The sequence below is a fragment of the Aquiflexum sp. genome (assembly GCF_977115555.1).
On record NZ_CDSBKL010000081.1, the window covers coordinates 1 to 13205 of the forward strand.

Here is a 13205-nt window from a genome sequence, read left to right on the forward strand (position 1 = left end):
GGTAATCAAAAAACCCGCGTACCAAAAATACATGTCGTTTCCGGTAGCCACTTTCGCTTTTCCCAGACAGAAAGCAAAAGCGACTTCAAACAGTCCTGCGATAATCAGTATGATCCATTTCATAGGTTAGTGGGATGGAGAGGTTGGAAAAGATTGAATTTAGGGTTTTTATTTATTCCAAGACACGCCTCGTCAATCTTTGGATCTGCACCCGATGCATCCGCTGCAAAATGACTGGATAAAAATTGAAAGGAATATTCAATGCCATAGTCAGCAAAGCTATCTGTACATGACCCATCGGCATGAGCCAAATGCAGGCAAGTGAAATCGAAACAAATGCTGCTAAATGTCCGAATTCAGATTGCCTGGTCTGAAAGTCAAAATCTTTGATGCCTGATTTGGTCCCGTTAAAGTATTTTTTCCGGTTCTTTTCTTTACCCCAATGAATCAACATCAAAAAAGACCTGAAGTATTTGACTCCCAAATAACGATAGGCATTCGTGATCGCTTTTGGGTTTTTGACCTCATAGTAGGAATCAGGCATCAACCTGCTGCTGGGATAGACAAAGCCTGTAAATGCAAAGATTCCCGTGATGAAGAGATTGAGTAATACGGCCAAAATAAAGCTCAACAACAATGAGAACTCTTGTTGGGATACGTTACTGAATACCAGAAAAAGCTTATAGGTATTATAAGCCAAAAAGATGGAAATCAAGGGAAAGAAGAGCTTTTTGAGCATAGTCTCTATTCAATTTTACATGGAATTAATCAATCATTTGGCCTGAAATTTCCTTGCTAATTAGGTCATTTTGCTTTGGTGTAAAGCAATTCAATGCCATCATAAATGCCTTGGGGGATGACAGAATTATGGGTGGCATTTTCGTATTGTTTGTAGGTCATTTCCAATTTTTCATTGTCTTTGGATTTTAATTCTTCCACCAGTTTTGCCAAAGGAATCTTTAACATGTTGATTTCTCCCGTGCCCATGGCGATGAACATTTTCGCTTCTTTTTGGCTCAGGAGAGAGGCTTTGTCCTGAAATATTTCCGAATCATTCCACCATATTGCCGGGGCAAGCAGGATGTAATTGGCAAATAAATCATTGTACTTCACAAAGGAATAAAAACCCAATAATCCTCCGAACGAATGGCCTAAAATACCCCTAGTCTTAGCATCGACTTTGTATTCTTTTTCTACTGTTGGGATAATTTGGTTTTTCAGAAACTGCATAAAATGCTCGGCACCACCTGTGTTGGTTTCATCTAAGAACATACCGCCAAACTCAATTTTTAAATTCAACCAGCTCAAGTCATATACAGAAGGTGTATAATCCATATTCCGCTGTTGATGCCAATCTTTTTCATTGCCTACTGATAAAATTCCCACCAAAATCACCTGATCCATTTCGCTCGACATGGATTTTAGCTGATAGCATCCCCTGACCATATCCTGTAGCCAATAAGCATCCAGGTAATAGAGGATTTTGTATTCTTTCTCAGGTTGGTAAGCTGACGGAAGTGTTATTGCGAGTTCGTAAGCTTGGCCTTTATCGTTATTTAGCTGTTTGATTATTGTTTGAGGCGGATTGCTTTCAGGAGAAATGCTTTGGGACTTAGATTGAGATACAATCAAAATCAAAGCCAACGAGAGGAGTAAAAGCTTTTTGGACATGAGCAGGAATAATTTTGTGGTTTGAATAGGAGGATTTCCGAATTCCCTGGTAGAATTTGAAAAAGAGTAATTCTATCAATCTTGTCTCTTCTTTGAAAACAAAGCTTTAACAGGACATGAAAAAGATATTTAGACAAATTGATTACCTAAACTAACCCATTTTTTTGGGAAGTGCAATCATTTTATCTTGAAGTTAAAGTTCTTCGGCTCCGGGTGGGAGGAAAAGTGGTTTTTCCTTCCTCCTGAGATGAAGAACTTAGCAAAATGGAGGAGAAAGGTTTATTGCTTCAAAAAAAGCTACCAATGGTAAGAACAGAACAAATGGCCAAGAGGAATACACTGGACTTTGTCAAAAAGTGAGTCTTCTTATTTTTTATGATAAAAAGGATTCCAACAATCAGAAATACTATTTGGGCAAGTAAAAAGGGGATGGTGAGGATTTCCTTAAAAACACCGATCACCGTATTTTCCACCTGGAAAAGATGAATGGCATAAATCAATAAAAAATAGGTTACAATAAGGAAATTGGCAATTATCAATTTCCTTTCAGTGAGTGTTTGGCCCATTCCCGTCTTACATTTTTTACAATGAATAGAAACGTTTGTTGATTGTCTAATTTACTTAAACTTAGCCTCTTTTTGCCAAATAGGCAATCCATCTTTTAGAGCAATTTCAAAAGTATTTGGAAAAAGAAATCAGACTTTAGAAATCTTATCCTAAATAAAAAAATCCCGGAAAGAACTCCTTCCCGGGATTTTTCAATTATAAAGAATTTTCTACTGATCAATGGTCTCCACGTTCAGAGGCGAGGTCAACTTTCTCAGGTGATCTCCAAAGTGCGGACAATAGCAATTCCCTCATAAAGAAAAACTCTTTCGGCACTTTGTCATAAGCTTTTTCGAACAACTCACTGTGGCCAAGCAATTCAGTTTTCCAAGGTTCCGGCTCGATCATCATAATCTTGTCAAAATCCTCTTTGCTGAAATCATGCATGCCTTCCCAGTCCATGTCTTTGTATCGAGGTCTCCAGCCAATCGGACATTCGACAGCAGAAATCCTTCCCTTGCAGCGTCCGATGATCCATTTGAGCACACGCATGTTGTCACCGAATCCCGGCCAGATGAAGTTGCCTTCCTCGTCTTTTCTAAACCAGTTGACACCGAATATCCTTGGTGCGTTTTGCAGATCCCTGCCAAACTGAAGCCAATGGTTGAAATAATCTCCCATGTGATAGCCCATAAATGGCAGCATCGCAAATGGATCTCTTCTTACTTTTCCGACTTCGCCAAAAGCGGCTGCGGTTGTCTCAGAACCCATCGTCGCTGCCATATACACACCAAAATTCCAGTTGAAAGCCTGATAAACCAAAGGTACGGTGGTGCTTCTTCTTCCGCCGAATACAAACGCTGTGATCGGCACACCTTCGGCATTGTTCCACTCAGGGTCAATGGCAGGGTTTTGGGCAGAAGGAGCAGTAAACCTTGAATTGGGATGGGCTGCAGGTTTTCCACTTGCTTTGTCATAAGGTTTGCCATGCCAGTCGGTCAGACCTTCAGGCATCTCTTTGGTCATTCCTTCCCACCAAACATCCCCGTCTGCGGTGACAGCGACATTGGTAAAAATAGTATTTGCCCGGATACTTTCCATGGCATTGGGATTTGTCTTGTAATTGGTGCCGGGAGCTACGCCAAAGTATCCCGCTTCAGGATTGATGGCATGAAGCCTTCCGTTTTCACCTTTGTGGATCCAAGCAATGTCATCTCCGATGGTAGTGATGCGCCATCCTTCCATCTCTTTGGGAGGGATCATCATGGCAAAGTTTGTCTTGCCGCAGGCACTTGGAAATGCTGCTGCGATGTAGTTTTTTTCCTTTTGAGGGCTTTCTACTCCTAGGATCAGCATGTGTTCTGCGAGCCACCCTTCTTCCCTGCCCATGGTGGAGGCGATTCTGAGTGCAAAGCATTTCTTACCTAAAAGGGCATTTCCACCGTAACCGCTGCCGTAAGAAATGATCAGCCTCTCCTCCGGAAAATGGGAAATGTATTTGACAGCAGGATTGCAGGGCCACTTGACGTCTTTTTGGCCCGGTTCCAAAGGAGCTCCAAGCGTATGGATACATTTGACAAAATTCTCGTCTATGTACTTCAAGATAGGTGCTCCCATCCTTGTCATGATTCTCATATTGACTACGACGTATTCGCTGTCGGTAATCTGCACTCCATATCTCGAAAGGTGTGAACCCACAGGGCCCATACAGAACGGGATGACATACATTGTCCGGCCCTTCATACTTCCTTCTGTGAGACCGTTCAAAATCTCTTTCATTTCTGTCGGATTCATCCAGTTGTTGGTTGGTCCGGCATCTTCTTTTCTTCTGCTACAGATAAAAGTTTTGTCCTCCACCCTTGCCACATCACTTGGATCAGAAAAACAAGCAAAACTATTGGGTCTCTTCTCAGGATTGAGTTTGATAAAGGTTCCTTTATCCACCATTTTTTGACAGAGGGTATCATACTCTTGTTCAGAACCATCACACCAATGGACATTTTCAGGTCCGAAATGGCTCGTCATAGAATCTACCCAGTCCTTTAATTCAGTTTTGATTTGTGTCAGCATAGTTTGTTGATTTTAGCAGATTGTTTTAAGTTAGATTTTGGGTTTAAATTGTTTTGTAGAATTTTTAAGAAGTAAAAAAGCAAGTGTTATGTCCAAAAACACTTATTTTTCATTATTTCAGAATATTGTGTTTTTTACTTAAATTTTACCTGATTTCCATACCTCTAAATTATTAATTTCTGAGTGAAATATATCCTTAAAGAAAGTGATTAAAATTTGCAAAAAACATGATATGCATCATAATCAGGCACTTGAATAATATTCGTAGAAAATTTTCTTTCCGCCTTCACTACAGCTTTTGACCTTCACAGACTGATAGTTTCATTGAAATGAGCTCTATTTTCCAGACAAAAAAAGAAAACCATGGCTAAAATATCCTTTTTTATTTCTCTTGGTTTTTATGTTTGCCTGTTGTTGCTGAATTATCCCAGACCGAATTTGGGAGGGGACAGTGCCATGGGTTATGGCTTGGGGCTTGCCTTTCTGGGTCTTGGTTTTGCAATTGGAAGTATCGGCTTATTTGTAGGATTGACCAAAGCGGGGGTGTTCAGCCATTTTGTAAAAGACCGGTTTTTGGGAAACTTTCTTGCTGTTTCAGTTTGGCTTTCATTTGTACTTACTGTATTCTTTTCAGCAGCATTGAGGTGGGAAAATAACCCTGAAATGGTCACCTTTTTAGAGTGGTTTGTAAAAGTGGAGTCATTGATCTGGTTTCCTCCTTTGGTTTTTATACCGGCTTTCCTTGTCTTTTTTCTTGGTAATGATGTAAGCTCTCTGTTTGTCAAGTCCTTTTTCTCCGTGGGATTTCTTTTCAGTATGCTCTTTGCCTTAGGCTTATTGATCGAATGGGTCTCATTTCAGAACAAACAGCAAAAGGAATTTACTGAAAATGCCCAAATCCAAGACCAAGACCAACACGACAGGAATCTGCAAACAATCGAAGCATCGGATTCTTCACAGAGTGTCATTTTGATTTTACCATTTTCTGGACGGTTCCATGAAGAGGATATCAAAGCGGCAGCTGTGGCAAAAATCAAATCAAGGCCTGATTGGGAAAGTGAATTGATCGGAATCTTGGTATCAGATTATTATTACAATGAAGTCTATACCTTCTTGGATGGCAATCCAGTGGATCATCCAAATTTATTTACAGAACCAATCCGGCTCAGCATTCTCAAAATGGCGGAGGATATAAGGAATGCCATTACAGATTCCAACAACCTTCAGGAATGGCAGTTTGAATATTTGGGAATCGAGAGGTTGCTCCGGGCGATCGACGAGCAGTTTTCCGGTTTGGGAACGGATTTTCGTCCGGCATTACTTGAAGTCAGAAAAGCCTTGGACACCGCCCCCCCAGAGCGATTCAAAGGAGTAAAGTATTCGATTACACCTGTTTTGGATCAGTGGTTGAAAAATAATCCGCATTAAGAGTTTGTCCAGTTTTGAAATAGTAGGCTGAGGAAAAAAGTGTTCAATGTCCAGTTTACAGTATGCAGAAAATAAAATTCAGCCAATTAGAAAAATTTGGATTGAGGTTCAATGAACCCGGCTGAGGACTATCGACCAAAAATTTTTAGCAGCTTTTATCTTTCCATAAATCCATTCTTAATACTCCTTCCATTTAAATACCTCCAAATCAAACCTAGGCTTCTTACCAAGGATTTTATCAGCAATGCCTTCTCCAAGTCCGGAGGAGTGCTTAAAGCCATGACCACTGCAGGCTGAACCCACCAAAACCTCGGGGAAATCAGGCAATTCATCCACCACAAAATATGAATCGGAAGTGACGGTATAGATGCAGACTTTGGATTGGACTACTTTTTTTTCGATGTGATTGAATCGGTTGGCGATTTTGTTTTGGATAAATTCTTCACATTCAGCTTCTGAAACCTCCCTCATGATTGTATCGGGATGGTTTCTTTCGATAAAAGATTCGGAAGCGACTTTGATGGTTTCACCATCCAAAGAAGGAAAACCATAGATAAAGTCTTCCGGACCGGAATCATAGCCCCACATGAAAATCGGGGTTTTCCCCAGTTCAAAAGCGTTCCCCTTTTTAGGAATCCAATGCAGGATTTGTCTACAGATTTTGAATTGGGTCTTGACAAAGGAAGGCAGGAAATCCTTGATCCAAGGACCTGCTGAAAGGATTACCTGAGCTGCTTCGAAAGTTCCCTGATTGGTTTGGATCTGCACACCTCCGCCTGAAATAGGAGAGATTCCCAAAACTTTTGTATGTGTTTTGATGACAGCGCCATTTTGCCCTGCGAGTTGGAGTTGAGTCGAAATCGCCAACTCCGGTCTAAGAAATCCTGCACTCGGCTCAAAATATACCTTGCCACTTTCTTCCAAATTGAATTCTGAAAATCGCTTCTGGAGTTCTTGGGCATCAAAAATCTCATGAGGAATTTTCCCTTCTTTGGCAAAATTCACTGTCCTTTCAAAAAATCCCTCTGAGCCATGCTTTGCCCAACTTTGGACACCTGAATCAAAAAGCAAGCCGCCTGTGGTGGTCATGATGGTATTCCCGGATAGTGATTCCAATTCCTGCCAGATTTCGTGAGACCGCTTGACGATCGGGACGAAATCCATTCCTTCTCCCACTGCCAAGCGTGTGATCCTGGTTTCCCCATGGGAAGACCCCATGGTATGTGGAGGGGAAAACTGGTCGATTCCGAGAATTCTTTTTCCCGATTTGCTCAATTGCCAAAGAGTCGAGGAACCCAAAGCCCCCAAGCCAATCACTGCCACATCGTAGGATTTTCTGTCCATCAGGGTTACTTGGATTTCTATTTGTCAAAAAAGACCGGTCTCTTTTTCTGCCATTCAGTTTTTTCTTGATAGGCTTTTCCCAGCATGATCAGTTTTTCTTCGTCAAAAAGATTGGCGAGGAAAGTAATGGAAGTCGGGCTGCCGTTTTCAGCAAAACCGTTTGGCATGCACAGGGCAGGATGTCCGGTCAGGTTGGTGATCTGAAGTTGGTTTCCGGCTAATGAAGGAGTTACGATCACATCATATTCTTGAAACAAAGCATGCATTTCTTCTATCAAAATACTTCTGTATCGGTTTGCCTGAATGTACTCGACAGCGGGAATAAACCTTGCTGCCCTGAAAAGATTGGGCCATGCATTTCGGTGTTGGGCAACAAGCTGGTCGTCAAGATTCAACCTGGTAAGGTCATCAAAGGCAGCTGCACCTTCCACATACAGGGAAATCAGCATGCTGCTTGGATCGACAGAGGTTTTGAGTTCGATCGGATGCAGTTCCAATCCCATCGCCCTGAGGTCATCCAATACTTTTTTGTCTTTGTCAATGTTGGGTCTTGTTCCTTCGAAGAAAGCTGCAAAATATCCGATTTTGAGGTCTTTGACTGATTTTTTGGAATTGTACTGGAATGCAGCAGGGATGGTGCTTTTGTCTTTGGGATCAAATCCATTGATCACGGAAAGGACAATCCCGTTGTCCAAAGCAGACCTGGAGATCGGGCCGATTTTGTCCATGCTCCAGCTCAGGGCCATAGCGCCATGTTTGCTTACCCGGCCATATGTAGGTCTCAATCCGGTCACCCCATTTCTTGTGGAGGGCGATACAATGCTTCCAAGGGTTTCGGTGCCGATGGCAAAAGGAACCAATCCCGCGCTCACAGCAGAGGCAGAACCAGCCGATGAACCACTTGAACCTTGCTTCAGATTCCAAGGATTTTTGGTCACTCCGCCATACCATACATCCCCCATGGCCAATGCCCCCAAGGTAAATTTGCCGACCAAGACTGCACCGCTTGCATTAAGCTTTTCCACAACTGTTGCGGTTTCATCGATTGTCTGATCCTTATAGGGCATTGCGCCCCAAGTGGTTTTGGTGCCTTTTACCGATAGCAAATCCTTGATGCCGTATGGGATTCCGTGCAAAGGGCCTCTATACATTCCTTTGGCAATTTCTACATCCATGGCTTTGGCTTTTTGCAGGGCTTCAGTTTCCATCAAAGTGATGAGGCATTGGAGTGTATCCGAATAGGTTTTGATCCTGTCTAGGTAGATTTTGGTCAACCTTTCTGAACTTAGTTTTTTGTTTTTGATCAGGGAGGAGAGTTCAGCGACAGAGAGGTAAGCGATGTCTGATTCCTTATTGGGTAAAGCCACATCGGCAGGAATGCCCCAATCGCTATCTTCCTGTATTTGATTAGGAACAAAACCATGTGGAAGCGGATTGAAGCCGATGGCCGGAGCGACTGAATTGGTGATAGGCTGCTTGCGCATGGTCTCGTAACTTGTCCTGTAATTGGTCAGGTTACGGTTCATGCTGTCCCTTTCCGCTGGAGTAAACTCCAGTCCAAGTAATACTTCAGCCCCTGCAATATTTTCAGAAGTGATGTCGGCCATCATTTTGCCGCCGACATATCCGGCAGACAAAAGGAAGATTCCTCCTATAATTAAACTTATGCGACTCCTTTTTATAATTCTGTTCATGTAGATTTACGTTTTGTAAAAAACCTATTCGGATGGTTAAATGTTATTTTCCGAGGAATATAGCCAATTTAGATTATGGACAAAAACAGCATTACACCAAGTTTTCCAATGCCTTTACGGGGACTGTTATTGCTTACAGGAATGTACACCTTTGCTTGGTCGGCTTTCTTCCGCTACTTCGGGGAAGATTTTTTGAAATGGCTTTCTATGAATCCTGAGTACCTCTCCGGACCCAATACCAATATCTTTGGAATATTTGGGATGCTTCTGGGGTTTTTGATTTTTATGAGTGCCTTTTATCCCATCAGTTGGCAATATTTGATTTTGGGGGGCTTGATTGGACACCTTGTGCTATTGGTTTGGGTTTTGGTTGCCTATATCCCTGATTTGGGATGGAATAAAAGGACGATTTTTCAGATCGTTTTCAATCAAATCATCTGGATGGTCTTGCTGACCCTTATTTTCATCCGATCTGTCAAGGTGAAGAAATATTTGAAAACAATAGAAAGCTGATATAGTAATTGAACGTCTTAAGTCTGAATAAAAAACCCCGATTTTCATTCATGTATAATCTATTTCTGAAATTCAATCTAGGATAATTTTTTCTACTTTTATTTCCGTAAAAGTTAACCTATGAACAGAAGAAATTTTATCCAAAAAAGCGCTTTGGCTGTTGCCGCAGGTAGCTTGATGCCACATTTATCAACTGCTGAAACCATGCAAAAAATCAAATCCCTCGGTGTTGCTTTGTTTACAGTTCCCAAAGCGCTCTCTGCCGATTTTGAAGGAACTATAAAAGTGATCTCTGAAATCGGGTACAAAGAATTGGAGTTTTTTGGACCATATCCTTTCTCCGATGAAGCTACCAAAGAAGGTTGGAAAATGGCAGCCAATGCTTTGGGTTTTTCTGGAAGCGGTTATTTTGGTAAAAGTCCAAAGGAAATCAAAGAGATTTTGGACCGTTATGGATTATCAGCCCCAAGTATCCATGTGGACTTACCGACCTTGAGAAATAACATGGAAGGCGTGGCAGAAGCTGCGCATGTCATCGGACACAAATATGTCGGCATCGCCATGATTCCTGATGACATGAGAAAGAGCCTTGATGATTATAAAAAAACAGCTGAAATCTTCAATCAGGTGGGGGAATCTGCCAAGAAAAATGGTTTGACTTTCTTTTATCATAACCATGGATATGGTCACAAAGCAGTGGATGGTGTGGTTCCCTTTCAGATGATTTTGGACAATACAGATGCTGACTTGGTCAAGATGCAGATGGATGTTTTTTGGTTTACCGCAGCAGGCATCGACCCGATCAAATACCTCAAAGAAAACCCAAAAAGATTTCCCTTACTTCATGTGAAAGATATGCGGGAGAAAAAGACTTTCCCGGGAGATGGAGGAAATATGGGTGAATGGATGGGGCTTTTCCCTTATTTGGCTGATGCCGGGGATGGGGTTTTGAACCTTTCGGGAATCCTTTGCGAAGCAAAAAAATCAGGAGCCAAGCATTTTCTTTTAGAAAAAGACATGACTCCTGACCATGTAAATGCCCTTCAAAAAAGCTTTGATTACCTCTCTGCTTTAAATCTGAATTGCTGATTGTTTTAAAGAAGGAAAATCAGCGTTATTATTTCAGACTACCGATCATGTCCTCGGGTTTCACCCACTCGTCAAACTGTTCGTTTGTAAGTAATCCCAATGCCAATGCTGCTTCTCTCAGACTTGTACCTTCTTTGTGTGCTTTCTTGGCGATGGCAGCGGCATTTTCATAGCCGATATAAGGATTTAATGCTGTTACCAACATCAATGAATTCTCCAAATGTCTCTTGATGAATGCTGTATTTGGCTCAATTCCGATGGCGCAATGGTCATTGAAAGAGACACAGGCATCCCCGATCAACCTTGCCGATTGAAGGAAGTTGGCAATCATCATAGGTTTGAAGACATTCAGTTCAAAATGACCGTTTGATCCGCCAATAGAAATTGCCACGTCATTGCCCATTACCTGTGCGGCTACCATTGTCATTGCTTCAACTTGGGTTGGATTGACTTTTCCAGGCATGATGGAAGAACCCGGCTCGTTTTCAGGAATGAGGATTTCCCCAATACCGGACCTAGGCCCTGAAGAAAGCATGCGGATATCATTGGCTATTTTCATCAAGCTTACAGCAAGTTGCTTCAAAGCCCCGTGGGTTTCAACAATTCCATCGTGCGCTGCCAAAGCCTCAAATTTGTTTGGGGCAGTAATCATGGGCTGACCGGAGAATTGGGCGATTTTTTTTGCCACCAATTCCGAATAACCAGCAGGGGTATTCAATCCTGTTCCTACTGCCGTGCCGCCAAGAGCAAGCTCAGACAGGTGGGACAAGGTATTTCTCAAAGCTTTCAGCCCATGGTCAAGCTGGGCAACATATCCCGAAAATTCCTGTCCCAAAGTCAAGGGAGTTGCATCCATAAAGTGGGTTCTTCCGATTTTTACCACGCCCATGAATTCCTCAGATTTTGCTTTCAGTGTATTTCTCAACAGTTCCACGCCCGGAATGGTCGTTTCCACCACCATCTTATAGGCCGCAATGTGCATGGCGGTAGGAAAAGTATCGTTCGAGGACTGTGATTTGTTCACATCATCGTTGGGGTGGATTTTCTTTTTGGCATCTTCCAATGAACCTCCCAAAAGAACATGGGCCCTGTATGCTATTACTTCGTTGGCGTTCATGTTGGATTGAGTCCCCGAACCTGTCTGCCAGATCACAAGCGGAAATTGATCGTCATGCATTCCGGTCAATATCTCATCGCAGACCTTGGCAATGATGTCAGCTTTATCTTGGGTCAGCACGCCGAGCTCGGCATTGGCGATGGCTGCAGACTTTTTGAGAATGGCAAAGGCCCTGATGATTTCGATCGGCATCCGGTTTTTCACTCCACCGATTTTGAAATTGTTGATGGATCTTTGGGTCTGTGCTCCCCAATATTTGTCTGCAGGAACCTCAACAGGTCCCATGGTATCTTTTTCTATCCTGATGCTCATATATTTGATGCTTTGGTTATTTTTCAGGCAGCTAAATTACTACCTGAATAGAAGAATACATAAGAATAAAGGGAATTAATCCATCACTTTGAGATTGAGGATTTCATGAAAAATTCCTTTGGAGAGCTTGATTTTCCTTTTGAAATAATTCCAGGCAAAGAAGTAATTTCCAACGCAGGCAAGCAAACTGAATCCGGCATAAAATGGATTTTGCGAAACAAACCCAAAAAACACAGCCAAACTCAGCGTAACCACTGTCCAAAAGCCGAGGAAAAATGCCGAACTGGGAAAAAGTCTGTATTGGAGAAAAAGGATGCAGCCTTTTGGAGTAGCCTCGATTTTGCCCTGAATCAATGGCAAAAAACTGTCCGGCTTATCGACTACCAATGAAAGCCTGAATGAGTCCCCACCTACTTTTCCGTTAAACTTAAATCCTTTTTGAAGCCGCTGCTCATAGTCCAGAAAATTGATGTCCTGAGTTACTGTTGACAACTTCCCCTCCACTTCTTTTTTGGACAAAGAAGATACGAGCACTTCGCTATGGTTGGGAAACGGATTCATGGGAACCTAACTCAAGTCAATCCAAAAAGTTGTATTGTTATCCTAACCTTTGAATGAGGCTAAGAATTGCAGAAAACAGGGGATTTAGCCTTTATTTCACAGCAATACAAGAAATTTCCACATTGACATTTTTTGGAAGTTTGCTGACTTCGACAGTTTCCCTTGCAGGAGGATTGGATTTGAAATATTGGCCATAAGCATCATTTATCGTCCCAAACTGTCCCATATCCCTGATAAAGATGGTGCACTTTACCACATCAGCGAAAGTAAAACCTCCGGCTCTCAATACGGCATCCATGTTTTTCATGACGGCATGTGTCTCTTCGGTGATATTTTCATTGATCAGTTCGCCGGTGACAGGATCCAAAGCGATCTGACCTGACAAGTAAAGTGTATTTCCGGTTTTTACGGCTTGGCTGTATGGCCCGATAGGTGCAGGGGCATCACTTGAGAAGATGATTTCTTTGGACATGGGATTTTTATTTTTGTGCAAATTACTGATTCAGATACAACCGCCGAAATCAAATCGGTTTTTTTCAAAATGGAAAGGTAGTATTTTTGAAAGTCTGGTTAAACCTATTCCTCGGAAGATGGTTAATTGAGGCGGCTTTAATTCAATCCATTGATATAATGAAAAACACGAACTACCGATTTTCAGAAGATTTTGCACTAGAAATGGATGATAAGGATCCTTTGAAAGGATTCCGTGGTCGTTTTTATTTTCCGAAAGTCGATGGACGGGAAGCGATTTATTTTTGTGGGAATTCCCTCGGTTTACAACCAAAATCTGCCCAAGCATACATCCAAAAGGAATTGGACAATTGGGCTGATATGGCCGTGGATGGACATTTCCATGGAGA

11 protein-coding genes and 2 pseudogenes are annotated in these 13205 nt (G+C 42.1%); 4 read left to right on the plus strand and 9 right to left on the minus strand.

The annotated features are described in order from the left end of the window. The 4 genes and pseudogenes from ACZFYI_RS07165 to ACZFYI_RS07180 form a co-directional block, all read right to left on the minus strand. Positions 1–123: pseudogene (locus ACZFYI_RS07165) on the minus strand (QacE family quaternary ammonium compound efflux SMR transporter); the annotation flags it as partial. 49 nt (positions 124–172) lie between these two features. Beyond that, the gene (locus ACZFYI_RS07170; protein WP_462523441.1) at positions 173–739 is read right to left on the minus strand and encodes a glycosyl-4,4'-diaponeurosporenoate acyltransferase CrtO family protein; all 567 of its coding nucleotides are present in this window, start codon (positions 737–739) and stop codon (positions 173–175) included. A 65-nt stretch (positions 740–804) separates the two neighbouring features. Beyond that, on the minus strand, positions 805–1671 hold the full coding sequence (locus ACZFYI_RS07175) for an alpha/beta hydrolase (protein WP_462523442.1): 867 nt from the start codon (positions 1669–1671) through the stop codon (positions 805–807). 783 nt (positions 1672–2454) lie between these two features. Next, positions 2455–4287, minus strand: a complete 1833-nt coding sequence (locus ACZFYI_RS07180) for a phosphoenolpyruvate carboxykinase (GTP) (protein ID WP_462523443.1) — start codon at positions 4285–4287, stop codon at positions 2455–2457. Positions 4288–4650: 363 nt separating this feature from the next. On the opposite strand from ACZFYI_RS07180, the gene ACZFYI_RS07185 reads away from it, so the two are divergent. Then, positions 4651–5715, plus strand: a complete 1065-nt coding sequence (locus ACZFYI_RS07185; RefSeq protein ID WP_462523444.1) for a hypothetical protein — start codon at positions 4651–4653, stop codon at positions 5713–5715. A 177-nt stretch (positions 5716–5892) separates the two neighbouring features. Here the strand turns inward: ACZFYI_RS07185 and solA are convergent, their stop codons facing one another. Then, positions 5893–7059, minus strand: coding sequence for an N-methyl-L-tryptophan oxidase (gene solA, locus ACZFYI_RS07190; protein ID WP_462523445.1), 1167 nt, complete (start codon positions 7057–7059; stop codon positions 5893–5895). A gap of 17 nt (positions 7060–7076) precedes the next feature. Next, the gene (locus tag ACZFYI_RS07195; protein WP_462523446.1) at positions 7077–8753 is read right to left on the minus strand and encodes an amidase; all 1677 of its coding nucleotides are present in this window, start codon (positions 8751–8753) and stop codon (positions 7077–7079) included. Between the two features lie 75 nt (positions 8754–8828). On the opposite strand from ACZFYI_RS07195, the gene ACZFYI_RS07200 reads away from it, so the two are divergent. Further along, entirely contained in the window at positions 8829–9266 is a 438-nt protein-coding gene (locus ACZFYI_RS07200; protein WP_462523447.1) for a hypothetical protein, read from the plus strand. A gap of 120 nt (positions 9267–9386) precedes the next feature. Then, entirely contained in the window at positions 9387–10355 is a 969-nt protein-coding gene (locus ACZFYI_RS07205) for a sugar phosphate isomerase/epimerase family protein (RefSeq protein ID WP_462523448.1), read from the plus strand. Between the two features lie 28 nt (positions 10356–10383). On the opposite strand, the gene fumC is transcribed toward ACZFYI_RS07205, so the two are convergent. The 3 genes from fumC to ACZFYI_RS07220 all read right to left on the minus strand — a co-directional run bounded on the left by fumC (position 10384) and on the right by ACZFYI_RS07220 (position 12817). Further along, positions 10384–11784, minus strand: a complete 1401-nt coding sequence (fumC, locus tag ACZFYI_RS07210; protein WP_462523449.1) for a class II fumarate hydratase — start codon at positions 11782–11784, stop codon at positions 10384–10386. A 75-nt stretch (positions 11785–11859) separates the two neighbouring features. Beyond that, positions 11860–12318 (minus strand): hypothetical protein, encoded by a 459-nt coding sequence (locus ACZFYI_RS07215; protein WP_462523450.1) that lies wholly within the window; start codon positions 12316–12318, stop codon positions 11860–11862. Positions 12319–12436: 118 nt separating this feature from the next. Continuing rightward, positions 12437–12817, minus strand: coding sequence for a RidA family protein (locus ACZFYI_RS07220; protein WP_462523451.1), 381 nt, complete (start codon positions 12815–12817; stop codon positions 12437–12439). Positions 12818–12975: 158 nt separating this feature from the next. Between ACZFYI_RS07220 and ACZFYI_RS07225 the strand changes: the two are divergent. Beyond that, positions 12976–13205 (plus strand): annotated as a pseudogene (locus tag ACZFYI_RS07225) (kynureninase); the annotation flags it as partial.

Excerpts from the sequence above, each read along its gene's own strand:
- ACZFYI_RS07170 (WP_462523441.1), bottom strand. The coding sequence starts at position 739 with ATGCTCAAAAAGCTCTTCTTTCCCTTGATTTCCATCTTTTTGGCTTAT.
- ACZFYI_RS07175 (WP_462523442.1), bottom strand. The coding sequence starts at position 1,671 with ATGTCCAAAAAGCTTTTACTCCTCTCGTTGGCTTTGATTTTGATTGTA.
- ACZFYI_RS07180 (WP_462523443.1), bottom strand. The coding sequence starts at position 4,287 with ATGCTGACACAAATCAAAACTGAATTAAAGGACTGGGTAGATTCTATG.
- ACZFYI_RS07185 (WP_462523444.1), top strand. The coding sequence starts at position 4,651 with ATGGCTAAAATATCCTTTTTTATTTCTCTTGGTTTTTATGTTTGCCTG.
- solA (WP_462523445.1), bottom strand. The coding sequence starts at position 7,059 with ATGGACAGAAAATCCTACGATGTGGCAGTGATTGGCTTGGGGGCTTTG.
- ACZFYI_RS07195 (WP_462523446.1), bottom strand. The coding sequence starts at position 8,753 with ATGAACAGAATTATAAAAAGGAGTCGCATAAGTTTAATTATAGGAGGA.
- ACZFYI_RS07200 (WP_462523447.1), top strand. The coding sequence starts at position 8,829 with ATGGACAAAAACAGCATTACACCAAGTTTTCCAATGCCTTTACGGGGA.
- ACZFYI_RS07205 (WP_462523448.1), top strand. The coding sequence starts at position 9,387 with ATGAACAGAAGAAATTTTATCCAAAAAAGCGCTTTGGCTGTTGCCGCA.
- fumC (WP_462523449.1), bottom strand. The coding sequence starts at position 11,784 with ATGAGCATCAGGATAGAAAAAGATACCATGGGACCTGTTGAGGTTCCT.
- ACZFYI_RS07220 (WP_462523451.1), bottom strand. The coding sequence starts at position 12,817 with ATGTCCAAAGAAATCATCTTCTCAAGTGATGCCCCTGCACCTATCGGG.